The 26,148-nt window shown below is 72.3% G+C and carries 20 protein-coding genes and 1 pseudogene; 9 read left to right on the top strand and 12 right to left on the bottom strand.

The window, feature by feature from the left end; translation table 11 throughout:
* Positions 1-94: 94 nt before the first annotated feature.
* Both ACYVJ0_RS08265 and ACYVJ0_RS08260 read right to left on the bottom strand, forming a co-directional pair.
* Complete coding sequence (locus ACYVJ0_RS08265; protein ID WP_460817199.1) at positions 95-1,537, bottom strand: aspartate ammonia-lyase; 1,443 nt, start codon at positions 1,535-1,537, stop codon at positions 95-97.
* A 56-nt stretch (positions 1,538-1,593) separates the two neighbouring features.
* Positions 1,594-2,493 (bottom strand): metallophosphoesterase, encoded by a 900-nt coding sequence (locus tag ACYVJ0_RS08260; RefSeq protein ID WP_460817197.1) that lies wholly within the window; start codon positions 2,491-2,493, stop codon positions 1,594-1,596.
* A 61-nt stretch (positions 2,494-2,554) separates the two neighbouring features.
* On the opposite strand from ACYVJ0_RS08260, the gene ACYVJ0_RS08255 reads away from it, so the two are divergent.
* Positions 2,555-4,678, top strand: a complete 2,124-nt coding sequence (locus tag ACYVJ0_RS08255) for a S9 family peptidase (protein WP_460817195.1) — start codon at positions 2,555-2,557, stop codon at positions 4,676-4,678.
* Between the two features lie 7 nt (positions 4,679-4,685).
* Here the strand turns inward: ACYVJ0_RS08255 and ACYVJ0_RS08250 are convergent, their stop codons facing one another.
* Both ACYVJ0_RS08250 and secA read right to left on the bottom strand, forming a co-directional pair.
* Entirely contained in the window at positions 4,686-5,909 is a 1,224-nt protein-coding gene (locus ACYVJ0_RS08250) for a pyridoxal phosphate-dependent aminotransferase (protein WP_460817193.1), read from the bottom strand.
* A 92-nt stretch (positions 5,910-6,001) separates the two neighbouring features.
* Positions 6,002-8,776: a preprotein translocase subunit SecA gene (gene secA, locus ACYVJ0_RS08245; protein ID WP_460817192.1), complete on the bottom strand. Its 2,775-nt coding sequence runs from the start codon at positions 8,774-8,776 to the stop codon at positions 6,002-6,004.
* Between the two features lie 320 nt (positions 8,777-9,096).
* Here secA and ACYVJ0_RS08240 point away from each other — a divergent pair, with 320 nt between their 5' ends.
* Positions 9,097-10,659: a stealth family protein gene (locus ACYVJ0_RS08240; protein ID WP_460817190.1), complete on the top strand. Its 1,563-nt coding sequence runs from the start codon at positions 9,097-9,099 to the stop codon at positions 10,657-10,659.
* A 102-nt stretch (positions 10,660-10,761) separates the two neighbouring features.
* Here the strand turns inward: ACYVJ0_RS08240 and ACYVJ0_RS08235 are convergent, their stop codons facing one another.
* Positions 10,762-11,706 (bottom strand): phosphodiesterase, encoded by a 945-nt coding sequence (locus tag ACYVJ0_RS08235; RefSeq protein WP_449855193.1) that lies wholly within the window; start codon positions 11,704-11,706, stop codon positions 10,762-10,764.
* Between the two features lie 181 nt (positions 11,707-11,887).
* Between ACYVJ0_RS08235 and ACYVJ0_RS08230 the strand changes: the two genes are divergently transcribed.
* From ACYVJ0_RS08230 to ACYVJ0_RS08220, 3 genes and pseudogenes are all read left to right on the top strand, one after another.
* The gene (locus tag ACYVJ0_RS08230) at positions 11,888-12,484 is read left to right on the top strand and encodes a PadR family transcriptional regulator (RefSeq protein ID WP_460817189.1); all 597 of its coding nucleotides are present in this window, start codon (positions 11,888-11,890) and stop codon (positions 12,482-12,484) included.
* Between the two features lie 120 nt (positions 12,485-12,604).
* Entirely contained in the window at positions 12,605-13,930 is a 1,326-nt protein-coding gene (locus ACYVJ0_RS08225) for a hypothetical protein (RefSeq protein ID WP_460817187.1), read from the top strand.
* 83 nt (positions 13,931-14,013) lie between these two features.
* A pseudogene (locus ACYVJ0_RS08220) lies at positions 14,014-14,902 on the top strand (IS5 family transposase).
* Here the strand turns inward: ACYVJ0_RS08220 and ACYVJ0_RS08215 are convergent.
* The 7 genes from ACYVJ0_RS08215 to mtrA form a co-directional block, all read right to left on the bottom strand.
* On the bottom strand, positions 14,899-15,093 hold the full coding sequence (locus ACYVJ0_RS08215) for a hypothetical protein (protein WP_460817185.1): 195 nt from the start codon (positions 15,091-15,093) through the stop codon (positions 14,899-14,901). The pseudogene ACYVJ0_RS08220 and the gene ACYVJ0_RS08215 overlap by 4 nt on opposite strands.
* A gap of 207 nt (positions 15,094-15,300) precedes the next feature.
* Positions 15,301-15,585, bottom strand: coding sequence for a GIY-YIG nuclease family protein (locus ACYVJ0_RS08210; RefSeq protein WP_460817183.1), 285 nt, complete (start codon positions 15,583-15,585; stop codon positions 15,301-15,303).
* 366 nt (positions 15,586-15,951) lie between these two features.
* Positions 15,952-16,611: a ribosome hibernation-promoting factor, HPF/YfiA family gene (gene hpf, locus ACYVJ0_RS08205; protein WP_449855142.1), complete on the bottom strand. Its 660-nt coding sequence runs from the start codon at positions 16,609-16,611 to the stop codon at positions 15,952-15,954.
* Positions 16,612-16,731: 120 nt separating this feature from the next.
* Positions 16,732-17,391: a ComF family protein gene (locus ACYVJ0_RS08200; protein ID WP_449855141.1), complete on the bottom strand. Its 660-nt coding sequence runs from the start codon at positions 17,389-17,391 to the stop codon at positions 16,732-16,734.
* 97 nt (positions 17,392-17,488) lie between these two features.
* Positions 17,489-19,219 carry an LpqB family beta-propeller domain-containing protein gene (locus ACYVJ0_RS08195; protein ID WP_460817181.1) on the bottom strand — a complete coding sequence of 577 codons (1,731 nt, stop codon included), beginning with the start codon at positions 19,217-19,219 and terminating at the stop codon, positions 17,489-17,491.
* Entirely contained in the window at positions 19,216-20,964 is a 1,749-nt protein-coding gene (mtrB, locus tag ACYVJ0_RS08190; protein ID WP_460817179.1) for an MtrAB system histidine kinase MtrB, read from the bottom strand. The genes ACYVJ0_RS08195 and mtrB overlap by 4 nt, the downstream gene beginning before the upstream one ends.
* Before the next feature lie 25 nt (positions 20,965-20,989).
* Complete coding sequence (gene mtrA, locus ACYVJ0_RS08185; protein WP_449855138.1) at positions 20,990-21,670, bottom strand: MtrAB system response regulator MtrA; 681 nt, start codon at positions 21,668-21,670, stop codon at positions 20,990-20,992.
* A 98-nt stretch (positions 21,671-21,768) separates the two neighbouring features.
* Between mtrA and ACYVJ0_RS08180 the strand changes: the two genes are divergently transcribed.
* The 4 genes from ACYVJ0_RS08180 to ACYVJ0_RS08165 are packed head-to-tail and all read left to right on the top strand — an operon-like array spanning position 21,769 to position 26,148.
* On the top strand, positions 21,769-23,256 hold the full coding sequence (locus ACYVJ0_RS08180; protein WP_460817177.1) for a glycerophosphoryl diester phosphodiesterase membrane domain-containing protein: 1,488 nt from the start codon (positions 21,769-21,771) through the stop codon (positions 23,254-23,256).
* The gene (locus tag ACYVJ0_RS08175) at positions 23,253-23,912 is read left to right on the top strand and encodes a DUF4129 domain-containing protein (protein ID WP_460817175.1); all 660 of its coding nucleotides are present in this window, start codon (positions 23,253-23,255) and stop codon (positions 23,910-23,912) included. The genes ACYVJ0_RS08180 and ACYVJ0_RS08175 overlap by 4 nt, the downstream gene beginning before the upstream one ends.
* Positions 23,909-25,066 carry a DUF4350 domain-containing protein gene (locus ACYVJ0_RS08170; RefSeq protein ID WP_460817174.1) on the top strand — a complete coding sequence of 386 codons (1,158 nt, stop codon included), beginning with the start codon at positions 23,909-23,911 and terminating at the stop codon, positions 25,064-25,066. Before ACYVJ0_RS08175 ends, ACYVJ0_RS08170 begins: the two co-directional genes overlap by 4 nt.
* A complete protein-coding gene (locus ACYVJ0_RS08165; protein ID WP_460817172.1) occupies positions 25,063-26,148 on the top strand; it encodes an AAA family ATPase in 1,086 nt (361 codons plus the stop codon). Before ACYVJ0_RS08170 ends, ACYVJ0_RS08165 begins: the two co-directional genes overlap by 4 nt.

Raw genomic sequence — 26,148 nt, 5'->3', positions numbered from 1 at the left:
CCCGCCGAACCCGCGCTCGCTCGCCGAACCCGCGCTCCATCCGGCGCGGGTTCGCGGATCGAGGGCGGGTTCGCGGGCAGCGGGGATCTACCGGTTAGGGCAGGTCCTCCGGGGAGATGACGGGGATCGCGCTCGTGATGGGCTCGATGCCCGACAGCCGCTCGGGGCGCAGCTGCTTGATGACCTCCTCGCGGGTCATGAGCCCGGCCTCCACGACGAGGTCGGCCACGTTGCGGCCCGTGAGCAGCGCGGTCTTGGCGAGGGCCGCGGCGGCGGAGTAGCCGATGAACGGCGTGAGCGCCGTGATGACCCCCACCGACGATCCGACCATCGCCCCGAGCCGGCCGCGGTTGGCGGTGATGCCGTCGACGCAGTGGATGCGGAGCATGCGCATGGCCTGGCGCATCCACGTGATCGACTGCAGGATCGAGTGCGCGATGACGGGCTCGAAGGCGTTCAGCTGCAGCTGCCCCGCCTCGGCGGCCATCGTCACGGTGATGTCGGCGCCGACGACCGAGAACGCCACCTGGTTCACGACCTCGGGGATGACCGGGTTGACCTTGCCCGGCATGATGCTGGAGCCGGCCTGCTTGGCCGGCAGGTTGATCTCTCCGAGGCCCGCCTGCGGGCCCGAGGAGAGCAGCCGCAGGTCGTTGCAGATCTTCGACAGCTTCATGGCGTTGCGCTTGAGCGAGGACGAGAACGACATGAACGCGCCCATGTCGCTCGTCGCCTCGACCAGGTCGGTCGCCGTCGTGAGCGGCAGGCCGCTGATCTCGGCGAGGTGACGCCGCACGGCCTCGGCGTAGCCTGCCTGTGCCGTCACGCCCGTGCCGATGGCCGTCGCGCCCATGCTGATCTCGGTGAGCAGGGCGGCGTTCTCGCGCAGCCGCTGCAGATCCTCGCCCATCGTCGTCGCGAAGCCGTGGAACTCCTGCCCGAGCGTCATCGGCACGGCGTCCTGCAGCTGCGTGCGCCCCACCTTGAGCACGTCGCGGAACTCCACCGACTTGGCCAGGAACGACCGGCGCAGCAGGTCGAGCTCCTCGAGAAGGGCGACGTGCACGAACGAGACGGCGAGCTTGATGGCCGTGGGGTACACGTCGTTCGTGGACTGGCTGCGGTTGGTGTGGTCGTTCGGCGAGAGCCAGGCGTAGTCGCCCTTCTCGCGCCCCGCCAGCTCCAGGGCGATGTTCGTGATGACCTCGTTGGCGTTCATGTTCGTCGAGGTGCCGGCCCCGCCCTGGATCACCCCCACGCGGAACTGATCGTGGAACTCGCCGTCGATCACGCGCTGCGCGGCGCGGTCGATGAGATCGGCGCGTTCGGCGTCGAGCACCCCGATGTCGCGGTTCGCCCGCGCGGCCGCCTGCTTCACCATCGCCAGGGCGACGATCAGCTCCGGATACACCGAGATGGGGCGGCGCGAGATGTCGAAGTTGTCCATCGCGCGGGCGGTGTGGATGCCCCAGTAGGCGTCGGCCGGGACCTCGAGGGAGCCCAGGGAGTCGGTTTCGGTGCGCGTCTGTGCTGCCACACGGCGAGCCTATCCGCGCAGCCCGGGAACTCCGTGAGCGCCGGCGCGGCGGGCGATCAGCCCCGCGGCGGCTTGCGCGAGAAGCGCTCCAGTCGCTCCTGCGGGGTGAGCGCGGCCATGCGCTCGTACCACTCGGGCGTGAAGTAGTCGCCGGACTCGGCCGCCGCCACCGGCACGACCGTGTGGGTCACGACGTCGTCGTACACGTGCACGAGGTGGAACGACTGCCCGGCGTCCATGCCGTTCACGCGCCGGCCGGCGCGGGCGACGTCCATCGTGTAGCACGTGGCCGCCGCGACGCTCACGGGAACACCGGCGAACGTGCCGCTCATGGAGTAGTGCAGGTGCCCGGCCAGGATGCCCCGCACATCCGTGCCGCGGATGACGTCGGCGAGGGCGTCCTGCTCGCGCAGCTCGAGGATGTCGAACAGCGGCACGTGGCTGGGCAGCGGCGGGTGGTGCAGGGCGAGGATCGTCCCGAGCGGCGCCGGCGTCGCGAGCTCGTCGCGCAGCCACTCGAGCTGCGCCGCGTCGACCTCGCCGTGGTGCCAGCCCGGCACCGTGGAGTCGAGCGCGATGAGCCGCAGGCCGCCGAGGTCCCACACGCCGGTCACGGGCTCCTCGGTGGGCTCGAGCCCCAGCAGGTCGCGGCGCAACTCGGGCCGCTCGTCGTGGTTGCCCGCGACCCACACGACGGGCGCGCCCATCCGCTCGGCCACCGGCTCGACGATGCCGCGCAGCCGCGCGTACGCGTCGGGCTCGCCGAGGTCGGTGAGATCCCCGGTGAACACGAGCGCGTCGGGCCGCTGCTCGAGCTGCTCGACGCGGGCCAGGGTCTCGCGCAGGTGCTCCTCGACGGCGTAGCGGCCGCCGAGCGCCGCTCCCCCGGCGAGCAGATGCGTGTCGCTGAGGTGGACGATGGTGCGCATCGCGGGAGCGTGCCGGCCGAACTGCATGGGGGCATCGTAGACCGGGCGGATGACACCGCCGGAAAGAACACCAACTACCGTGGATCGGGTGACCTCCGAAGCCGTCCCCGTGCCCGTCCCGTCCGCCCCGATCGCGCCGAAGCGCCCCGTCGCCCGCACGCACCACGGCGACACGTTCGAGGATCCGTGGGAGTGGCTGCGCGCCAAGGACGACGCCGAGGTGATCGCGCTGCTCGAGGCCGAGAACGCCCATGCCGATGCCGCCCTCGCGCGGCTCGAGCCGTTGCGCGAGCGGCTCTTCCAGGAGATCAAGGGACGCGTGCGCGAGACCGACCTGAGCGTGCCGAGCCGCCGGGGCGAGTGGTGGTACTACGGCCGCACCGTGGAGGGCAAGCAGTACGGCATCCAGTGCCGCGCGCCGATCGCCTCGCCGGACGACTGGACGCCGCCCGTCCTCTCCCCCGACGTGGACGTGCCGGGCGAGCAGGTGCTGCTCGACTCGAACGTCGAGGCCGAGGGCCACTCCTTCTTCTCGCTCGGATCGTTCGACGTGACGAACGACGGCACGCGCATGCTGTGGGCCGTCGACGTGACCGGCGACGAGCGCTACACGATCCGCGTGCGCGACCTCGTGACGGGCGAGACGCTGCCCGACGTCATCGAGGGCGCCTTCGGCGGCGCGCACTTCCTGCCCGACGGCCGGCACCTCATCTACACGACGGTCGACGACGCGTGGCGCCCGAACCGGGTGTGGCTGCACCGCGTGGGCGAGCCGGACGGCAGCGGCGACATCGAGCTGTACGGCGACGACGACGAGCGGTTCTGGGTGGGCGCGGGCGTGACGCGCAGCGAGCGCTTCCTGCTCGTGGAGTCGGGATCGAGCATCACGAGCGAGGTGTCGATCCTCGACGCCGCCGACCCCACCGCCGGCGCGCGCGTCGTGTGGCCGCGCCGCGAGGGCGTCGAGTACGGCGTGGACCACGCGGTGGTCGACGACCAGGACTGGCTCTACATCCTGCACAACGACGGCGCCCTCGACTTCGAGCTCGTGCGCGCGCCGCTGTCCGACCCCACCGACACCGAGGTGGTGCTGGCCCACGAGCCGGGCCGTCGCCTGCTCGACATCGACTGCTTCCGCGACTTCGCCGTCGTGGAGTACCGGCGCGAGGGGCTGCCGCGCGTCGCGCTGCTCGACTACCCCACGGGCGTGCTCACCGAGCTGGAGTTCGCCGATCCGCTCTACGCCGTGGGCGCCTCGGGCAACGCCGAGTGGGCGCCGCCCGTGATCCGCCTGGGCTACGGATCGTTCACGACGCCGGGCACGGTGTACGAGTACGAGGTCGCCACGGGCGAGCTGCACCTGCGCAAGCAGGCCGAGGTGCTGGGCGGCTACGATCCGTCCGACTACGATCAGGCCCGCCTGTGGGTGCCCGCGGCCGACGGCACGCGCATCCCCGTCTCGCTCGTGTGGAAGCGCTCCTTCGGCGAGCCGGGTGCGGCGCCGCGCCCCGTGCACCTGTACGGCTACGGCTCGTACGAGCACTCGATCGACCCCGGCTTCTCAGTGGCGCGGCTGAGCGAGCTCGACCGCGGCGTGCTCTTCGCCGTCGCCCATGTGCGCGGCGGCGGCGAGCTGGGCCGCCAGTGGTACGAGGACGGCAAGCTGCGCGCCAAGCGCAACACCTTCACCGACTTCGTCGACGTGGCCCGCCACCTCGCCGACAACGGCTACACGTCGCCCGACCGGATCGTGGCGGAGGGCGGATCGGCGGGCGGCCTGCTCATGGGCGCGGTGGCGAACCTCGCCCCCGACGCGTTCGCGGGCATCCTCGCCGACGTGCCGTTCGTCGACGCGCTGACGACGATCCTCGATCCCTCGCTGCCGCTCACGGTGATCGAGTGGGACGAGTGGGGCGACCCGCTGCACGACCCCGAGGTCTACGCGTACATGAAGTCGTACACGCCCTACGAGAACGTGCGCGAGGGTGTGACGTACCCGCGCATCCTCGCGATGACGAGCCTCAACGACACCCGCGTGCTGTACGTGGAGCCGGCCAAGTGGGTGCAGCGCCTGCGCGAGGCGGGCGCCGACGTGCTCCTGAAGTGCGAGATGGTCGCCGGGCACGGCGGCGTGAGCGGCCGCTACAACTCGTGGCGCGAGCGCGCCTTCCAGCTCGCCTGGATGCTCGACGTGCTGGGGCTCGCCGACTGAGCGCCGGTCACTGCCTGTAGCTCGCGAGGAAGTTGCCCAGGCGCTCGATCGCCTCGGCGAGCACGCGGGGCTCGGGCAGCGTGACGACGCGCAGGTGGTCGGTGGTGTGCCAGTTGAACCCCGTGCCCTCGACGAGCAGGATGTGCTCGCGCACGAGCAGGTCGTAGACGAGCTTCTTGTCGTCGTGGATCTCGTGCACCTCGGGGTCGAGGCGGGGGAAGGCGTACAGCGCGCCGCGCGGCTTCACGCACGAGACGCCCGGAATGGCGTTCAGGCCCTCCCAGGCCACGTCGCGCTGCTCGTGCAGGCGCCCGTCCGGCGCGATGAGGGCGTCGATCGACTGCACCCCGGTGAGCGCCGCGAGCACGGCGTGCTGGGCGGGCACGTTCGCGCACAGCCGCGTGGAGGCGAGCAGCTGGATGCCCTCGAGGAACCCGGCCGCGTGCTTCTTGGGCCCCGTGATCACGACCCAGCCGGAGCGGTAGCCGGCCACGCGGTACGTCTTCGACAGGCCGTTGAACGTCAGGCACAGCAGGTCGGGCGCCACCGAGGCGGTGGGGATGTGCTCGGCCTCGTCGAACAGGATGCGGTCGTAGATCTCGTCCGACAGCAGCAGCAGCGAGTGCTCGCGCGCGATCTGGGCGATCCCCTCCAGCAGCTCGCGACTGTACACGGCGCCGGTCGGGTTGTTCGGGTTGATGACGACGAGGGCCTTCGTCTGCGGCGTGATCTTGGCGCGGATGTCGTCGAGGTCCGGCTGCCAGCCGTTCTCCTCGTCGCACAGGTAGTGCACGGGCGTGCCGCCCGACAGGCTCGTCATGGCCGTCCACAGCGGGTAGTCCGGCGCGGGGATCAGCACCTCGTCGCCCTGGTCGAGCAGCGCCTGCATGGTCATGGTGATGAGCTCGGACACGCCGTTGCCGAGGTACACGTCGTCCACGTCGAACGCGGGGAATCCCGCCACGTTCTCGTAGCGGCTCACGATGGCGCGGCGCGCCTCGACGATGCCGCGGCTGTCGCTGTAGCCGTGCGCGTTCGGGACGGCGCGGATCATGTCGCGCACGATCTGATGCGGCGCCTCGAAGCCGAAGATCGCCGGGTTGCCCGTGTTCAGCTTGAGGATCGTGTGGCCCTCGGCCTCGAGCCGCGCCGCCTCCGCCAGTGCCGCGCCCCGGATCTCGTACAGGACGTTCTTCAGCTTGGAGGACTGGTCGAGGGGGCGAAGGCTCATCGCATCAGGATACGCGCGCGGTCGGCCCGGTCCCCGCGACGGGACCGGGCCGATCCGCACCCCGTGGACCGCTCGGGGAGCCGGCGCCCCGGCTACTTCTTGCGGCCGGCGCGGCGCGCGGCGCGGTTGCCCGCGGGCTGCTGCGCGGCCTGGTCGGCCGCCTGGCCGAACGCGCTCTGCGGGGCGGCCTTCGCGGTGGCCGCCGTGCGGGGCGTCTTGGCCTTGGGCGCGGTCTGCACCTGGCCGCGGTCGTTGCGCACCTCGATGTCGCCGTCCTCGCTGGGTGCCGAGTACTCGAGCTGCTGCGGCCCGTGCTCCTCCGACAGGCCCTTCGCCTCGACCTCGGCCTGCTCGCCGTCGCCCGCGCGGCGCACCTCGACCTCGAGGTTGAAGAGGTAGCCGATCGACTCCTCCTTGATCTGGCCCATCATCGATTGGAACATCGTGTAGCCCTCGCGCTGGTACTCGATGAGCGGGTCGCGCTGGGCCATGGCCCGCAGGCCGATGCCGTCCTTGAGGTAGTCCATCTCGTAGAGGTGGTCGCGCCAGCGGCGGTCGAGCACCTGCAGCACGACGCGGCGCTCGAGCTCGCGCATCGCGGCCTCGCCGAGCTGCTCCTCGCGCTTGGCGTAGGCGATCCGCGCGTCGCTGATGAGCTCGCGCTTGAGCCCCTCGGCGGTGATGCCGCCCTTGCGCCCCGCGGCCTCCGCCACGACCTCCTCGATCGTGACACCCACGGGGTACATCGTCTTCAGCTCGGCCCACAGGGCGTCGAAGTCCCAGCTCTCGCTGTGCCCGCCCGCCGTGTGCTCGTCCACCACCGACGTGATGGCGTCCTCGAGGAAGTGCTGCACCCGGTCCTTGATGTCGTCGCCCTCGAGGATCCGCCGGCGGTCGCGGTAGATCGCCTCGCGCTGGCGGTTGAGCACGTCGTCGTACTTGAGCACGTTCTTGCGCGACTCGGCGTTGCGCGACTCGATCTGCGACTGGGCGCTCTTGATGAGCCGGCCCACGATCTTCCAGTCGATCGCGACGTCCTCGTCCACGCCGCGCGCCAGCAGCGCGTCGGTGGAGCCGCGCCCGAAGCGGCGCATCAGGTCGTCCTGCAGCGACAGGTAGAAGCGGCTCTCGCCCGGGTCTCCCTGGCGGCCGGAGCGACCGCGGAGCTGGTTGTCGATGCGGCGCGACTCGTGGCGCTCGGTGCCGAGCACGTACAGGCCGCCCGCCTCGCGGACCTTGGCGGCCTCCTCCTCGACCTCGGCCTTGGTCTCGGCGAAGACGGCGTCCCACTCCGCCTCGTACTCCTCCGGGGTCTCCTTCGGGTCGAGGCCCTTCTCCTTCATCCGCTGCACGGCGAGGAACTCGGCGTTGCCGCCGAGCATGATGTCGGTGCCGCGGCCGGCCATGTTCGTCGCGACGGTGACGGCGCCCAGGCGACCGGCGCGCGCGACGATCTCGGCCTCGCGCGCGTGGTTCTTCGCGTTCAGCACCTCGTGGCGGATGCCCTTCTTGGCGAGCAGGCGCGAGAGGTACTCGCTCTTCTCGACGCTCACCGTGCCCACGAGCACGGGCTGACCCTTCTCGTGCCGCTCGACGATGTCGTCGACGACCTGGGCGAACTTGCCCTGCTCGGTCGCGTAGACGAGATCCGACTGATCCTTGCGGACCATCGGGCGGTTCGTCGGGATCGGGACGACGCCGAGCTGGTAGGTCGACATGAACTCGGCGGCCTCGGTCTCGGCCGTGCCCGTCATGCCCGAGAGCTTCTCGTACAGGCGGAAGTAGTTCTGCAGCGTGACGGTGGCGAGCGTCTGGTTCTCGGCCTTGACCGGCACGCCCTCCTTGGCCTCGATGGCCTGGTGGATGCCCTCGTTGTAGCGGCGGCCCACGAGGATGCGGCCCGTGTGCTCGTCGACGATCATGACCTCGTCGTTCATGACGACGTAGTCCTGGTCTCGCTTGAACAGCGCGAGCGCCTTGATCGAGTTGTTCAGGAACGAGATGAGCGGGGTGTTCGCCGACTCGTAGAGGTTGTCGATGCCGAGGTAGTCCTCGACCTTCTCGATGCCCGCCTCCAGCACGCCGACGGTGCGCTTCTTCTCGTCGACCTCGTAGTCGACGCCCTCCTCGAGCGTGCGCGCGATCTTGGCGAACTCCGTGAACCAGCGGTTCGCGTCGCCCTGCGCGGGGCCCGAGATGATGAGCGGCGTGCGGGCCTCGTCGATGAGGATCGAGTCCACCTCGTCGACGATCGCGAAGAAGTGGCCGCGCTGGACGATGTCCTCCTTGCGCCAGGCCATGTTGTCGCGCAGGTAGTCGAAGCCGAACTCGTTGTTCGTGCCGTACGTGATGTCGGCGGCGTACTGCTCGCGGCGCTCGGCGGGCTTCTGGCCCGACACGATGATGCCCGTGGTCATGCCGAGGGCGCGGAACACGCGGCCCATGAGCTCGGCCTGGTACGACGCGAGGTAGTCGTTCACGGTGATGACGTGGACGCCCTTGCCCGCGATGGCGTTGAGGTACGCGGGCAGCGTGGCGACGAGCGTCTTGCCCTCACCGGTCTTCATCTCGGCGATGTTGCCCAGATGCAGGGCCGCGCCGCCCATGACCTGCACGTCGTAGGGACGCATGCCGAGCGTGCGCTTGGCGGCCTCGCGCACGGCCGCGAAGGCCTCGGGCATCAGCTGGTCGAGCGTCTCGCCGGCCTCGTAGCGCGCCCGCAGCTCGACCGTCTCGTTCCGCAGCTCGTCGTCGGTGAGGGACTCGTAGTCCTCCTCGAGGGCGCCGACGGCGCGCACGACCTGCTGCAGCCGCCTGCGCACGCGCCCTTCACCGGCGCGGAGCAGCTTCTCGAAGGGGTTCGCCACGTGACATCTCCTCGTAGATCGCAGCGCTCTGGTGCGCCGCCTCCCGCCCCATCCGGGAACGGGCATACACGGCCATGCTATCCGTCGTGACCCGGGGTCGCGTCAGTGGCTTCCCAGCCTGGCGGCGGTCCCCCATCATCAGGAAATATGCGCGCAACCTGGATCGTTTACGATCTGTACGTCCACCGTTCCCCTCCGCGTCACCGACGACGGATCGCGGGGACGGCACGCGGGCCGCGCAGGCGGCCCTCCCCGGCGCCCTCCGGCGCCGATGATCTGTCGACGACGGCCGCGGCCGTGAGGAGAATCCGAGGTGATCGATGACGTTTCTGGGCACTGAGCACACGCCGTTCGACGACGTGCGACGCGACCACACCATCCCCGACGCGCGCACGCGCGTGCTCACGGGGCTCCCGCACCTCGTCGAATCCGCGACGCCTCTCGAAGCCCAGACGTCCGATCTGCTCGCCCTCGCCGACATCCTGGAGGACGCCGGCCTCGCCCCGCTGCTGCTGCGCCGATCCAGCGGGCGGCCGGCACTCGCCGTGCCCGCCGCCGAGCGCCAGGCGGCGCTGACCGCGCTCTCCCGCGCGTCCGACGGCGAGCCGTGGGTCGCGCGCCGGCCGGGCGGGCGGCTCGTGCCGCTGCAGGGCGACGCCGCGCGCGCCTTCGGCCGGCACGACGTCGCCACGCTTTTCCGGCCCCGCATCGTCCCCGGCGAGCGCCCCGCGTCGGTGGCCGCGGCCGGCACGCTCCGCTACGGGCACGAGACGGGCATCCGCGTGGAGTTCTGGCACTTCGACGCCGGCCAGGTCACGGCGCCGCGGCCGAACGCGCTCACCCGCCGGCACATGGCCGCCGAGGACCTCGAGTTCGAGACGGTGGAGCAGCACGGCCGCTCGTGGCGCACGCTGCGGGGCATGTTCACGCCCCTCGCGCACGAGTTCACCGAGGACGTCGACATCGTCTTCTCGTGGGTGGACGGATCCTCCAGCGAGTTCCAGCGCAAGCGCGCCGAGCGCATGGGCGCCTACGTCGTGGGCGACGGCGACGACCACGCCGCCCGCTTCCGCCAGGTGGACGAGCTGCGCTACGCCCTGCGCAGCGTGCACATGTTCGCGCCGTGGATCCGCACGATCTGGATCGCGACCGACAGCCCCGCCCCGGCGTGGCTGAAGGACCACCCGAAGGTGCGGATCGTGCGCAGCGAGGAGTTCTTCGCCGACCCGAGCGTGCTGCCCACGCACAACTCGCACGCCGTCGAGGCGCAGCTGCACCGCATCCCCGGCATCGCGGAGCACTTCCTGTACTCCAACGACGACATGTTCTTCGGTCGCCCCGTGCGCCCCGAGCTGTTCTTCACCGCCTCCGGGCTGACGCAGTTCGTCGAGTGCGACGTGCGCATCGGCATCGGCCCCTCGCGCACGCACCGCAGCGGCCACGACAACGCCGCCAGGGTCAACCGGGAGGTGCTCGAGCGCCGCTTCGGCCGCGTCATCACGCGCGATCTGCAGCACTGCGCCACGCCCCACCGCCGCAGCGTGATGTTCGAGCTCGAGCGCGAGTTCCCCGAGGAGATCCGCCGCACGGCCGCCGCGCGCTTCCGCAGCGCGACCGACGTGTCGGTCACGAACTCGCTGTACCACTACTACGCGGCGTTCACGGGACGCGCGCTGCCGACCTCGGTGCCGCGCACGCGCTACATCCAGACCACGCAGGCCGCGGCACTGCCCCGGCTGGAGAAGCTGCTGGAGCGGCGCGATGCCGACATGTTCTGCCTCAACGACGGCAGCGTGCCCGAGATCCCCGAGGAGCTGCGCGAGCGCGTCGTGCGCGACACCCTCGAGGCGTACTTCCCCGTCAAGGCGCCCTGGGAGCGCTGAGCCGGCTCAGCCCAGACGGTGAGGGTCCGCGAGCCCGCGCTCGATCCGCGAGCCCGCGCCGGATCGGGGGCGGGTTCGGCGATCGAGTGCGGGTTCGGCGACTCAGCCCAGGACGGGAAGGGGCGCCGTCGGCGGGGCGATGCGGTCGGCGCGGGCGCGCGTGGAGTCGCGGATCACCACGCCGGCGGCCTCGAGGCGTCGGCGCGTCTCGTCGGCCGTCGTCACCTCGGCCGGCGGGGCGTCGCTGAACGGCACGACCGAGTGCACGATCGTCTCGTCGTACACGTGCACGAGGTTGTACGCCTGCGCGCCGTCGCGCGGCGCCATGCCGCCGTCGGCGACGGCGAGGTCCTGCGTGTAGCAGCTCGACGACGCGACGGAGACGGGGATGCCCGCGAACGTCGCGGTCGTCGAGAAGTGCACGTGGCCGGCGAGGATCGAGCGCACATCGGTGCCGCGCAGCACGTCGGCGAGCGCGCGCTGATCCCGCAGCTCCACGATCGTGGCCAGATCCAGCACGCACGGCACGGGCGGGTGGTGCATCGCGAGGATCGTGCCGTGCGGAGCGGGGATCGACAGCTCCAGCTGCAGCCAGTCCCGCTGCGCCTGCGACACTTCGCCGTGGTGCGCGCCGGGCACCGAGGTGTCGAGCACGATGAGGCGCAGGCCGTCGATGTCGTAGACCGCGTCGACGGGATCGGTGCCCGAGGCGCCCAGCAGCTCGCGCCGGAAGCCGTCGCGGTCGTCGTGGTTGCCCATCACCCACACGACCCGCGCGCCGAGCCGCTCGGCGGCGGGCTCCACGATCGCCCGCAGCTGCGCGTAGGCCTCGCGCTCGCCCAGGTCGACGAGGTCGCCCGTGAACACGATCGCGTCGGGGCGGGCGCCGGAGGCCTCGAGCTGGTCGAGGATCCGCCGCAGGTGCGCGGCGGCGTCGATGTCGAACACGCCGCCGTGCGCGCGCAGGTGCGTGTCGCTCAGGTGGACGAGCAGGTGACTCGGGCGGGAGTACTCGGCGGTGCGCGCCGACCCGGCTGTCTCAGCCATGGCCCCCAAGTTACCCGCGCCTGAGCGCGGCGGTGCCGACACCCCGCCGTCGTGGGTGAACATCCGGGGAACTCTGCATGGCGGTTCAGGCTCGCCGCTCACGCACGAGCGAGCGGGGCTTTCCAAGTATGCATATACTCGGCACATACATACCCGGAAATCCTTTGCGAACGGAGTGCCGATGTCGGTCCGCCAGAGCCTGCTCGCCATCCTCGATCAGGGCCCCTGCTACGGCTACCAGCTGCGGACGGAGTTCGACCGCCGCACGGGGTCGACCTGGCCGCTCAACGTGGGGCAGATCTACAACACGCTCGAGCGCCTCGAGCGCGACGGGCTCGTCGGCCGCGACGACGCCGACGACCAGGGGCACGTCTTCTGGCGGATCACCGACGCGGGCCGCGCCGAGGTCACCTCGTGGCTGGCCTCGCCCGTGGAGCGGGGCCAGGGCACGCGCGACGAGCTCGCGATCAAGCTGGCCCTGGCCGCCACGCTGCCCGGCGTCGACGTCGCCGAGGTCATCCAGACCCAGCGGCGCGCGACGCTGTCGCAGCTGCAGACGCTGCAGCGCGCGAAGTACGCGGGCGCCTCGCCGGACGGCCCGGAGGAGCTGGCGTGGTCGCTCGTCGTGGATTCCATGATCTTCGCCGCGCAGGCGGAGGTGCAGTGGCTCGACCACACGGAGCAGCGCCTGCGGGCCCACCCGCAGCGCGCCCTCGACCTGGAGCTGTCCACCGAGCGCCCCAAGCGCGGCCGCCCCGCGAAGGCCGTGCGCGCATGAGCGCGGACCATCGCGCGATGGGTGCGGGACGGCGGGTCCACGCGCCGCAGTCGCGGAACGCCAGGCCGCACAGCGGCCGGAGATGAAGCGACCACCGCAACCCGACCGTAGGATCGACTCATGGCGGGTTTCTGGGGCAGGCGGAAGCGCGAGGCTGACGAGCAGCAGGCGGCCGAGGACGCGTCGCTCGCGCGCCGCGCGCAGGCGGCGCTTGTCGCGACGGACGAGCGGATCCGCTCGACCTCCGACGAGGTGGCGTTCGCGGCGGCGGAACTCGGCGACGGCCCGACGGCCGACATCCGCGCCGGGCTCGAGGCGGTGCGCACGCACATGGCCGAGGCGTTCCAGCTGCACCAGCTGAACCACGACGAGATCCCGGACACCCCCGAGGAGCTGCGCACGCGCAACGCGCGCATCATCCAGCTGTGCGAGTGGGCCGAGGACGTGCTCGACGAGCGCACCGAGAAGCTGAAGGCCGCCGTCGACAAGGTGCGCCAGGCCCCGCAGATCCTCGAGACCGTGCGCCGCGAGGCCGAGGAGCTGCGCGCCCGCATCCCCGGCACCCGCACGACGGTGGAACGACTGTCGGGCCGCTACAGCGCCGCGGCGCTTCACCGCGTCTCCGCCAACCCCGACGAGGCCGAGCAGCTGCTGGAGTTCGCCGTGCACTCCGCCGACGTCTCCGCGCGCCGCCGCGAGGCCCGCCGCACCGAGGAGGCGCTCGTCGCGCTCGAGACGGCGACGGAGGCCGTGCGCCGCGCCCGCACGATCATCGACGGCGTCGAGGACTTCGAGATCGAGGCGATGCGCGCGCAGTCCACGCTCGCCGACGTCGTGGCCGACTCGCGCTCCGACATCGTGGAGGCCCGCACGGCCCCGCAGACCCCCGAGGTCCTCCAGGCGATGGCGAACCTCGAGCGCGCGCTCGCGGCGCTGCCCGGACCCGGCACGCCGTCCGATCCCTTCGAGGACCTCGCGAAGCTGCGCGACGCGAACGCCGCGCTCGATGCCGCGGTGGCGAAGGCGCGCGAGCGCGCCGCCCGCCCGATCCCGTCCATCGAGCACGTGCGCCACGAGCTCGACTCGGCCGACCGCACGATCGGCGTGGCCAACAGCCTCATCTCGGGTCATCGCGGCTACATCGGCGCCGACGCCCGCACGCGCCTGGCGGAGGCGCAGCGGCTGCGCCTCGACGTCGACCGGATGATCCCCGACGAGGACACCCGCGAGCAGGCGCTGCTGCTGGCCCGCCGGGTGGGTCAGCTCGCGCAGGAGGCGCTGCAGCTGGCCCAGCGCGACATCGACCAGGACCGCCCGGACGACTGGGGCGGCTGGGGCGGACGCGGCGGCGGCCGCCGGGGTGGCTATGGCGGGGGCGGCGACCTCCTCGGCCCCGTGGTCGGCGGCCTCCTGCTCGGCGGCCTCATCGGCGACATCTTCGACTGAGCGAGCCGCCGCGCCGCGCGGGCCGCTCTCCTAGGCCGTGTTGATCAAGAGGTTCGGGTTGGTGATCGGCGAGTCTCGATGGTGTGACGCGTCAGGAGATCTCGGATGAGGTGTGGGCTGTTCTGGCGCCGCTGATGCCGGTGCCGGTCGGCAGGTCGCGGCCGTGGACGGATCATCGTCTCGCGGTCGAGGGCATGGCCTGGAAGTACCGCACGGGGGCGCCCTGGCGGGATGCCGGAGCGGTTCGGGAAGTGGAACTCGATCTACAAGCGGTTCGCGCGCTGGGCCGAGGACGGCACCTGGGAGAAGCTGCTCGCCGAGGTGCAGAAGCAGTCGGACGCGGCGGGCAAGCTCGACTGGGTGGTGTCGATCGACTCGACGATCGCGCGCGTGCACCAGCACGGCGCGACCCTCAGCCGCGACACAGGGGGCTGTGTCGAATCACAAGAATCCGCGGGAAGAGCCGCCTGATCACGGGATCGGCCGCTCCCGTGGCGGGTTGACGAGCAAGGTGCATCTCGTCTGCGACGGGCGTGGACGTCCGCTGAGCTGGGTGATCACCGGCGCGAACATCAACGACACCACGATGATGACCGCCACACTCGAGCAGATCCGCGTCCCTCGAGCTGTCGGCCGTCCGAGGCGGCGCCCGGATCGGGTGCTCGCCGACAAGGGCTACCCGTCGAAGAAGAACAGGGCGTGGCTGCGGGAGCGGAAGATCGCCGCGACGATCCCGGAACGCGACGACCAGATCGCGCACCGCCGCAGGAAACCTGGCCGGCCCATCGACTTCGGGGAAGCCCAGCAAGAGCGTACAAGGGACGCAACGTCGTCGAGCGCTGCTTCAACAAACTCAAGCAATGGCGCGGCATCGCGATGCGCTCAGACAAGACAGCCCGCTCCTACCGCGCCGCGATAGCCCTCGCCGCAACGCTGATCTGGATCAAGACCGACTTAATCCACACGGCCTAGTGCGGCGGCAGCTTCGCCATGCCGTGGCGTGCGGGCTCGTCCGGCTCCGCCGCGGTCTCGGGCGAGGCCTGCGATCCGCCCTCCGGAGCATCGCTGCCGGGATAGCTCGGCTCCTCGATCTCGTCGCCCTCGCGTTCCTCCTTCGGTGGCAGGTGGTCGAGCGGCTTCTTCGCGTCATCTCGATTGCTCATGCCGCCAGCCTGCGACATCGGCCCGTCGCCGCCGAGGGGCTTGCGCGGTACCGTCCCCCCTGTTCCACCCGGGCTTGCACTGGTCGCTTCATCTCCGCGGCTGCGCCGCTCCGTTCAGCAACCGAGGGGAACCGCCGGGTCACACCCATCGGTTGCTGAACGGAGGCCGCGAAGCGGCCGGAGATGAAGCGACCACCGCAACGCGACTCAGCGCTCCCGGCGCTCCCGCAGGTACAAGCGCACCGAGGGCACATTCCCCTCGATGAAGCGCCGCTTCTTCTCGTGACTCCAGCCTTGAATCCGCTTCTCCCACGCGAAGGCCTCCTCGACGCGCTCGAAGTGCTCGCTCCACGCGAGCCGGATCGGCAGCCGGTGCCGCGTGTACGCCGCTCCCAGTCCGTTCTCGTGCTGCCACAGGCGGCGGTCAAGGTCCCATGTGCTGCCGGTGTAGTACGTCCCATCCCGGCACTCGAGGATGTAGAGATACGGCATGCCGCGACCGTACGCAGGAGGCGGAGCTTGTCTGCACGGATCCACAGCAAAGGATGTCGCAGAGGGCGCGAACCCCGCTGTGAGCGAGCCGACGAACTTGCGGTGGTCGCTTCATCTCCGCGGCTCCGCCGCTCCGTTCAGCAACCGAGGGGAACCGCAGGCTTGCGGTGGTCGCTTCATCTCCGCGGCCTCCGGCCGCTCCGTTCAGCAACCGAGGGGTCACACCGCCCCGGTTGCTGAACGGAGGCCGCGCCAGCGGCCGGAGATGAAGCGACCACCGTGACTCGGGCGACGGGGCGGAGCCCCGGACGGGTGACCGGGTCAGTCAGCGCAAGCGTCCGGGGCTCCGGGTCCGCGTGCGTCGGGTCAGGACGCGAGGCGCTGCTCCTCCGGCGGCGCCTGCGTCGTGAGGGAGATGACGCCGTAGTCCCAGCCGCGGCGGCGGTAGACGACGCTGGGGTGATCGGTGCGCGCGTCGATGAACAGGAAGAAGTCGTGGCCGACCAGCTCCATGCGGTCCACGGCCTCCTCGACCGTCATCCACTCGGCCTCGAAGTGCTTCGTGCGGATGACCACCGGCGAGTAGTCCTGCTCGCTCTCCTCCTCGACGACGGGGATCTCGCCCGTCGTGACGGCGTGCAGCACGTCGGCGGGCACGGGCTCGACGTCGAGCCCCGCGAGGGATCCCGAGTTCTTCTCGAAGTGCGCGCCCTTCGGGCGGGCGCGGCCCGTGACCCTCTTGTCCTTGGCGCGGCGCACCTGCTCGACGAGCTTGTCGAGCGCCTGGTCGAGGGCGACGAACTTGTCGCCGTCGCGCGCCTCCGCCCTGGCCGTGGCTGTCTTGCCCGTGAGGGTGAGCTCGACCTTCTCCTCCTCGACCCGGCTGCGGTGCACGTCGTGGGTGATCTTGACGTCGAGGGTCAGCGCCCTCGGGGCGATGTTCGCGATGCGCTCGGACTTCTCCTCGACCACCGTCCGGAAGCGGTCGCTGATGCTCACGCCGACTCCCGAGATGTTGATGTCCATCTGAGCCTCCCTGTCCGGCCCGGCCCCTGGGCCGAGCCCCTCTCGAACGACTTCCCGTCGTCTGGTGCCCCCACGGTAGCCCCGGCCCGGCGCGATGTCACCACCCAGATCCGGCGCGTTTCATATGGATGCGCGGCTCCCCCGCTGTGCCGCGGCGAGCACCGCGGCACCCGCCACGGGGATGCCCGCCGCATTGAGTGCCCTCCGCGCCTCCATGAGTGTCGCGCCCGTCGTGACGACGTCGTCGACGAGCACGACCGGTGCGCCGCCCAGCGCGCGCACCCGCGCCCGCATCGCACCGGCCACGTTGCGGAGCCGATCGTCGCGGCCGAGCTCGCGCTGGTCGGCCACGCGGCGCGACCAGACCAGGGCGCGGACGACCGGCACGCCCACGCGCCGCGCGAGCAGCTCGGGCACGCGGTAGCCGCGCCGCCGGAAGGCGGCGCGCGAGGTCGGCGCGGGGACGGCGACGACCGGACCGGCGGCCGGCGCCGCCGCGACCAGCGCGGCCCGCATCGCCGGCGCGAGCGTCGTGGCCAGCCCCGTGCGGCCGCGCTCCTTGAGCGCTCCGATCACCCGCGCCACCGCCCCCTCGTAGACGAGCGCGGCGTGCACCGGGGTGCCGTCGGCCAGCACCGTGCGGGCGACCGCCGGCGACAGCTCGACGCGGCACGCACCGCACAGCGCGACGCCGGGCGCCTCGCACCCCGCGCACCACACCGGGATCACGAGGGCGGCGGCCTCGTCGAGCGCGGATCGGACGGCGGGTGGGAGCGGCATGCCGCCAGCGTGCCCGACCGCGCGGCGGCGACGGCCCCGTTCCGGGGGGATCGTGGATGACCCGCGCGCCCGCGGCGGCTGTGAGCGAGCGCGGCGGTCACTCGGACCGCGGCGTCCCCACATCGGTCGCCAGCACCGCGATGCCGTCGGCGACCTTGACCCACGCCGAGCCGCGGCGCACGTGCAGCCCGCCGGTGCTGTCGATCAGCCGCATCGACGAGTCCTGGGTGCCCGCGGCGATCCCGATGGCGTCGGCGGGGGCAGACATGCGGGTGCCGGGGCCGCCGATCCGCTGCTCGAGGATCTCGATCTCGGTGCCGTCGCGCGCCACCACGCCGATGCTCGAGTCGTCGAGCCACTCCACGTCGATGCCGGGGCCGTCGAGGGCCGCGAGCACCGTCGCGGTGCCGACGCCGGTCGGCACGCCGTCGCCGTCGCGCGCCACGGGCGCCACCACCGCCCATGCCGCCCCTCCGGGCTCGGTCACGAGCGCCGCGAGGCGCGTGCCATCGCGCGACACCGCGATCGACTCGACCGTGGCGATCGCCAGTTCCTCGCTCTGCGGGATCGCCGTCTGCAGCACCGCGGTGCCGTCGGGACCGATCGCGGTGAGCTGGTCGGGGTCGTGGTCGGGCAGCGTCCACGTGTAGCCGTCGGGGTCGAGCGCGGGCTCCAGCAGGTCTTCGCGGTCGTCGAGCAGCAGCACGGAGCCGTCGGACCCCACCCGCACGACGGCGCCGTTGGTCCCGAGCAGGATCGCAGACTCCCGATCCGGGGCCACGCTGATCGTCTCCGGCGCGGGCGCCGCCGACGACCGAACGGCCTCCGAGAGCCCGTCGATGCCCCTGATCTCCCCGTTCTCGAGGAAGCCGAAGGCGTCGTCGTATGCCTCTCCCCCGAGCACGAGGGCGCGCGAATCGGGCCCCGTCGGCAGCGGGTCGTACTCCTCGGCCGACAGCTCGATGCCGCCCACCCTCAGCCGCACGCCCTGGGCGCCGAGGCTCGAAAGCGTCGCGGTCGCCTGCGCCCGCATACGCGAGACGATGGATCCGTCGACGTCGGCGGCGATGCCGCGCAGCGCGATGTCGGCGACGCCCGAGTCGTCGAGCGCGATCACGGTGGCATCCGGCAGCTGCGCGCCCGACGGGAAGGCCGTCGTCACGGCGCCCTCGAGCGCGGCGCTGGGGCCGCGCAGCAGCTCGGCGACGAGCCGGGTGGGTCCCGTCGAGGCCTCGGGGAACCAGCGCACGTCGGGGACGAGGTACCGCTGGGCCGGGTCGTAGAACGTGAGGCTGAAGTCGCTGTAGACGTTCGGGAAGTAGTCGCGGTCGAGCACGATCCCCGCCGGCGCCTGCGCGATCCGCCACTCGCCGTCGTCGCGCTGCACGAGCTCGTACCGCAGCTCCTGCTCCGGCTCCGTGGCCGTGCGGTACACGCCGCGCGCGTCGACAGCGGCGACCTGGGAGATCTGCAGCGACACGATCCCGTCCGTCTCCAGCGCGCTCGCGTCGTACTCGCGGGCACTCGTCGCGTCGATCGCGACGTGCGATCCCGGCTCCCATTCGGCCGCGAAGTCCGGGGTGAGGAACTCCCTCGCCGTCGCCCAGTCGCCCGCGGGGCTCGTGGCCGCCTCCACGAAGCCCTGCACGATCTGCTCGGGGGTTGCCGCCGGCGCCGGCCCCTCCGGGTAGTAGAGGAAGTCGTGCTCGGGGACCTCGTCGGCCGAGAGACCGGGGTTCACCGGACCGCTCGTGGGCAGCCCCGAGCACCCGGCCAGCGCCACGGCGAGCGCGAGCAGCGCGGCCGCGATCCGTCCCCTGCGCCTCATCGCGCGTCCTCCCCGTCGTCGCCCGCGCCGTCGGTGCCGTGGAGCGGCCCCGCCTGGCGCGCGCTCGCCACGATCTGCTCCGGCGTGGCCTCCTGGTCGCGCGGCTCGACCGGCACGGGCGACGAGAGCAGCTCCGCACCCGGGGTGCGGGGCAGCGTGAGCACGAAGTTCGTGCCGCGACCGACGGCCGACCACACCTCGAGCATGCCGCCGTGCAGCTTCGCGTCGCCCAGCGCGATCGACAGCCCCAGCCCCGTGCCGCCGATCGTCCGCCGCCGCGACGGGTCGGCCCGCCAGAACCGATCGAAGACGCGCTGGCTGGCCTCGGGCGACATGCCCATCCCGTAGTCGCGCACCCCCACGGCCACCGCGTCCTCGTCGCTGTCGACGGTCACGACGATCGGGCGCCCCTCGCCGTGCTCGATGGCGTTGCCGATGAGGTTGCGCAGGATGCGGCGGATGCGACGCGGGTCCATGTCGACGGCCCCGTGCCCGCCGGGGGCGACGACGCGCAGCTCGGTGCCGTGCTGCTGCGCGAGCGGCCGCATCGACTCGACGACCTCCTCGGTCAGCTGCGCGAGCGACCGGGCCTCCAGCGCGAGCTCCACCGACCCGGCGTCGTACCGGCTGATCTCGAGCAGGTCGGTCAGCAGCTCCTCGAAGCGCGCCACCTGCTGGTGCAGGAGCTCGGCGGCCCTGGCGGTGGCGGGGTCGAAGGCGTCGCGCCGGTCGTTGAGCATGTCGGCCGCGAGCCGAATGGTGGTCAGCGGCGTGCGCAGCTCGTGCGAGACGTCGGAGACGAATCGCTGCTGCACGAGCGAGAGCTCCGCGAGCTCCCCGATCTGCCGCTCGATGCTGTCGGCCATCTGGTTGAACGAGCGCCCGAGCACGGCGATCTCGTCGTCGCCGCGCACGTCGATGCGCACCTTGAGGTCGCCGCCCGCGAGGCGACGGCTCGTGTCGGCCACCTCGACGATCGGCTCGGCGACCGAGCGCAGCACGAGCCACGTGACCAGGCCCATGATGAGCACGAGCACGATGCCCGCGATCCACAGCGTGCGCTGCACGAACAGGAGCGTCTCGGCCGACTCGCTCAGGTCGTAGCCGAAGTACACGCCGTACGCGCCGACGCCCGGCAGATTCAGCTGCTGCCCGACGACGAGGCCTGGCACCGCGCGGCCGCCCGCGTCGCGTAGCTCGACGGACTGCCACCACTGCCCGTCCGGCGAGGCGCCCACGCGCTCGCGCAGGCCGGCCGAGATCAGCTCGGAGGGCAGATCGCGCGCGCCCTGGTTCTGCGGCGCCACCTGCGACGGCGTGCTCTCCACCCGGAACCACGCCACGCTCGAGGTGCCCGACTGCTCCACCAGGGTCTGGCGCGCGCGGGTCATGAGGCCCTGCAGTGCCGAGCGCTCGCGCTCCACCTGGCCGGACGAGTCCAGCTGATCCTGCGCGGCGCTGATGGCGCGGCTCGCGTCCTGCAGCACCTGGTCGCGGCGCGACTCGAACAGGTCGGCCTGGATCTGCGCCGCCATCCACACGCAGGCGATCGTCACCGCGACCATCGTCGCCGCCACGGCGACCAGCGTCGTGCGGAAGCGCAGCGAGCTGCCCCACATCCGCCCGACGAGCGACGCCCACGCGCGCGGCCCCCTGATGACGCCGATCGCCGCGGTCGCCGCCGGACCGGTGAGAGGCGCGGACGCCGGCCCCGCGACCGGCTCGGCGCGGGGGGTCACGGGCATGGGATGGCCACCTGGGACCGCCCGCTCAGACGACGGCGCCGGCGCGGTATCCGACGCCGCGCACCGTCATCACGATCTTGGGGTCGTCCGGGTCGAGCTCCACCTTCGAGCGCAGCCGCTGCACGTGCACGTTCACCAGCCGCGTGTCGGCCTTGTAGTGGTAGCCCCACACCTGCTCGAGCAGCATCTCGCGCGAGAACACCTGGTTGGGCTTCGATGCGAGCGCGACGAGCAGCTCGAACTCGAGCGGCGTGAGCGAGATGAGCTCGTCGCCGCGCCGCACCTCGTGCGCCGCCACGTCGATCGTGAGGTCGCCGACGCGGAGGTTCTCGCTGGCCGCCTGGGCGACGGGGCGCAGGCGGGTGCGGATCCGCGCGACGAGCTCCTTGGGGTTGAACGGCTTGACGATGTAGTCGTCGGCGCCGGCCTCCAGGCCGTTGACGACATCGGAGGTGTCGGATCGCGCCGTGAGCATGATGATCGGCACGCCCGACTCGCGGCGGATCTCGCTGCAGATCTCGATCCCGTCCTTGCCGGGCAGCATCAGATCGAGCAGCACCAGATCGGGACGCTCGTCGCGCCACGCGTCGACCGCCAGGGCGCCGTCGGCGCAGAACGCGGTGTCGAATCCCTCGGTGCGCAGAACGATGCCGATCATCTCGGCCAGAGCGGTGTCGTCGTCGACCACGAGGATGCGGGCTGTCACCCGATCAGCGTATCCGAAGCCCCCGCGCGTTCGAGCCCTCTGCCGCCTCGCGAAGTGTGGAACGATGGGCATCGAATCTGGTCGACGGGGAGGGCGACATGAGCGGGACATCGACGTGGACGCCGGCCCCCAGGGGCGGTCTGATCCCGCTGCAGCCCCTGGGGTTCGGAACGATCCTGGGCAAGTCGTTCGCGGCGCTGCGCGGCAACCCCAAGGTGCTGCTGGGCTTCGCCATGGTCGTGCAGATCGTCTCCACCCTCGTCGGCCTCCTCCTCATCGGCGGCGTCTCGTTCCTGGCGTTCTCGCGGCTCGAGACCGCGGACTATGCGGACAGGGCGGCCATCAGCGCCGGCGCCACCCTCATCACGGTCGTCACGTCGCTGCTCGTCGCGGTCGGCCTGGGCGTCCTGGGCGTCATCGTGCAGGGTGTCGTGATCGGCGAGGTGTCGCACGCGGCCCTGGGTGAGCGCGCGACGCTGGGAATGATCTGGCGCCGCGTGAAGCCCGCCTTCTGGCGGCTGTTCGGGTACCAGCTGCTCGTCATGCTGGCGGTCGTCGCCGCCATCGTCATCGCGATCGCGGCGATCGCGGGCCTCGCCGTGTCCCTCGGCGACAGCGGCGTCGTCGTCGCGGTCCTGCTCCTCCTGCTCGCGTTCCTCGCGTCGCTGTTCCTGGCCGCGTGGATCTCGACGAAGCTGTACGTCACCCCGTCCGCCATCGTCCTCGAGGGCGCGGGCATCTTCCGGGCGATCGGCCGCTCCTGGGCGCTCACGAGCGGGAGGTTCTGGTCGACGTTCGGCGTGATGGTGCTGATCTCGCTCATCATGAGCACCGCGGCCTCCCTCGTCGGAATGCCGTTCTCGCTGCTGACATCCCTCCTCGTGCCCACACTGGCGCCCACCGGGGACGAGATCACCTCGGCGGTCGTCGCGTCGATCGTGAGCCTCGTGCTGGGGCAGATCGTGACCTTCCTCATCCAGTCCATCGCCGTCGTCGTGCAGGCGACCGCGTCGGCCCTCGTGTACCTCGATCTGCGCATGCGCAAGGAGGGGATCGACCTGCGGATGCAGCGTTATGTGGAGCGCCGCGACGCGGGCGATTCGATGATCGAGGACCCGTACGCGTACGACCCCCGCGCCGTCGCCCCCTCCCGCCCGTCCGCCCCGACCTACGCGCCCGGGGCGTACGGCCCGGCTCCCGGCTACCCCGCTCCCGGCTACCCCGCTCCCGGCGGCTACGCGGCTCCCGGCGGCTACGCGGCACCCGGCGGGTACCCGGCTCCGGGCGGCTACCCGGGTCAGCCCCAGCCGCAGCCCGCGTACGGCCAGCCCGTTCCGCCCTACGGGCAGCCGGCGCCCGCTTATGCCCCGGCGCCCGCTTACGCCCCGCCGCCCTCCGGCCCGCAGCCGTACGGGCAGCACCCGCCCGTGTACCCGCCCGCGCCGCAGGGCGCGACCCCGGCGCCGCCCTCCCCCGCGCCCCCGTACGGTCAGCAGCCCCCGCCGCCCGCGCCCGGCCAGCACGCTCCTTTCACGCCGCCGTGGGGCGACGGCGCGCCGCCGCAGGGAGGACGCGCGTCGTCGTGAGCCCCCTGCAGATCCCCGTGACGCCCGGCCCGGACGAGGCGCGCGAATGGGCCGAGCGCGAGCTCGCCGACCGGGTGTACGACGCCGCGGAGCCGACGCTGATCGACCGGATTGCCCAGGCGATCGGCGAGTTCTTCGCGAACCTGTTGCGCGTGGGCGTCGGCGCCGAGTGGAGCCCCCTGCTGACCCTGGTGGTCATCGTCGTGATCGCGGCCGTGGTGGTGCTCGGGCTGCTCATCTGGGGGCGCCCCCGCTCCGCGCACCGCGCGCGGGCCGCCTCGTCCTCGGTGCTCTTCGGCGAGGACGAGACCCGCAGCGCGGCCGAGCTGCGCGCCTCCGCCGCCGAGCATGCGGCCGCCGGCCGCTGGGACCAGGCCGTGATCGAGCGCTACCGGGCGCTCGCGCGCGGCATGGAGGAGCGCGACGCGCTCCCGGGCACCACGGCGCAGGCGCTGGCCGCGAACGCCGCGCCGTTCTTCCCCGCGCAGGCACAGCGGCTGCATGACGGGGCCGTCGCCTTCGACGACGTGCGCTACCTGCGCCGCCGGGGCACCGCGCAGATGTACGAGGGCGTCGCGGCCGTCGACGACGAGATCGCGCGCACGCGCCCCGCGCGCCTCGCCGATCCGCTGGACGCGGAGCCGGTGCGCGCATGACGACGATCGAGGCGCCCGCGGATCCCACGTCGTCGCGCCGCCGCCGCGTGTGGGGGTGGGTGGCGCTCGTCGCGGCGATCGTGGTGATCGGCACCGCGCTCGCGTTCGTGACCGGACCGGAGTGGCGCCCCAAGGGCGCGCACGACCCCGAGAGCGCGGCCCCCACCGGCACGCTCGCCCTCGCTCGGATCCTCGAGGAGCAGGGCGTCGCGGTCGAGCTCGTCCAGTCCCGCGCCGCCGCGGAGAGCGCCCTCACCGGCGGCGAGACACTCGTGATCGGGCCCAGCTGGTACCTCGAGGACGGGGCGCTGCGGGACATCGCCGGGCGCGCCGCGCGGACGGTGCTCATCGAGCCGTCCGCGCGCGACCTCGAGATCTTCTTCGGCGAGTTCGAGTTCGCCGGGAACGCGCTCGAGCCGATCCCTCCGGCCTGCGAGCTGCCGGAGGCCGAGCGCGCCGGCGCGATCGCCCCCGGGCGCCTCTACCCGCGCGGCGACACGGACATCGCGTGCTATCCGGGCACCGCCGGCGGCTACGGGCTCCTCGCCTCCGACCTCGACGGCACCGAGCTCGTCGTGCTCGACGCGGGCACCGTCTTCGCGAACGAGCATCTCGCCGACGGCGGCAACGCGGCCCTCGCCCTGAACCTGCTCGGCGCGCACGAGGACGTCGTCTGGTACCTCCCGAGCGAGGCCGACATCGCGCCGGGCAACGCACCCGACACGCTCGGCTCGCTCACGCCGCCGTGGGTGACGCCCGTCATCATCCTGCTCGGTGCGACCGCGATCGCGGCGGCGGTCTGGCAGGGCAGGCGGTTCGGCCCGCTCGTGGCCGAGGATCTGCCCGTCACGGTGCGCGGCAGCGAGACGCTGGAGGGCCGCGCCCGGCTCTACCAGCACGCGCGCGATCCCCGGCACGCCGCCGACCTGCTGCGCCGCGGCGCGGCCGCACGCATGGCGCGGCGCGTCGGCCTGAACCGCCGCGCGCCCGTCGACGACGTCGCCGCCGCGGTGGCGGCGCGGCTCGGCACCCCGCCGGCGCACGTGTCCGAGATCCTGCACACCCAGCCCGCGACCGACGCGGAACTCGTCGCCTTCGGCGAGCGCCTGCGAGACCTGGAAACGGCCATCGATTCCGAGAGGAACCACCCATGACCGACGCATACCCTCCCGCCTCCGGCCCCGGGCCCGAGCGCGCCACGGTGATCCCGCCGCAGCCGGCCGGCCCCGTGCCCCCGCTGCCGGCCACTCCCCCGGCGACGAGCGGATCGGCCGCGCCGGGCGGATCGGGCGGTTCCGACCTGCGCCAGGCGGTCGCACGCGTGCGCGACGAGGTCGGCAAGGCGGTCGTCGGCCAGGAGGGCGCCGTCACGGGCCTGCTCATCGCGCTGCTCGCCCGCGGCCACGTGCTGCTCGAGGGCGTGCCCGGAGTCGCCAAGACGCTCATGGTTCGCACCTTCAGCCGCGCGCTCGGCCTCGACACCAAGCGCGTGCAGTTCACGCCCGACCTCATGCCGGGCGACGTCTCCGGATCGCTCATCTACGACGCGAAGACGGGCGAGTTCGAGTTCCGCGAGGGACCGGTGTTCACGAACATCCTGCTCGCCGACGAGATCAACCGCACGCCCCCGAAGACGCAGTCGGCGCTGCTGGAGGCGATGGAGGAGCGACAGGTCTCGTCGGACGGCGTCACGCGCGCGCTGCCCGAGCCGTTCCTCGTCTGCGCCACGCAGAACCCGATCGAACACGAGGGCACGTACACGCTGCCGGAGGCGCAGCTGGACCGCTTCCTCCTCAAGCTGATCATCGACGTGCCGCAGCGCGACGCCGAGGTCGCCGTGCTGCGCCGCCACGCCGACGGCTTCTCGCCGCGCCTGCTCGAGGAGATCCACGCCGTCGTCACGCCCGAGGAGATCCGCGCCGCGCAGGACGCCGCGGCCGGCGTCACGGCGACGGACGACGTGCTCGCGTACATCGTCGACCTCGCCAGGGCCACGCGCCAGAGCCCGTCGGTGCAGGTGGGCGCGAGCCCCCGCGCGGCGACGGCGCTGCTCGCGGCGGCGAAGGCGTGGGCCTGGCTGGGCGGCTACCCCGCCATCACGCCTGACCACGTGCAGGCCATGCTCGTGCCCGTGTGGCGCCACCGCATCCAGCTGCGCCCCGACGCCGAGATCGAGGGCGTCTCGGTCGACGCCGTGCTGAACTCCGTGCTGCAGCAGACGCGCGTCCCGATCTGA

The organism is Microbacterium petrolearium (genome assembly GCF_054782875.1).
The sequence above is the reverse complement of the archived record's forward strand: the minus strand, read 5'-3'. Positions and strand labels throughout refer to the sequence as shown.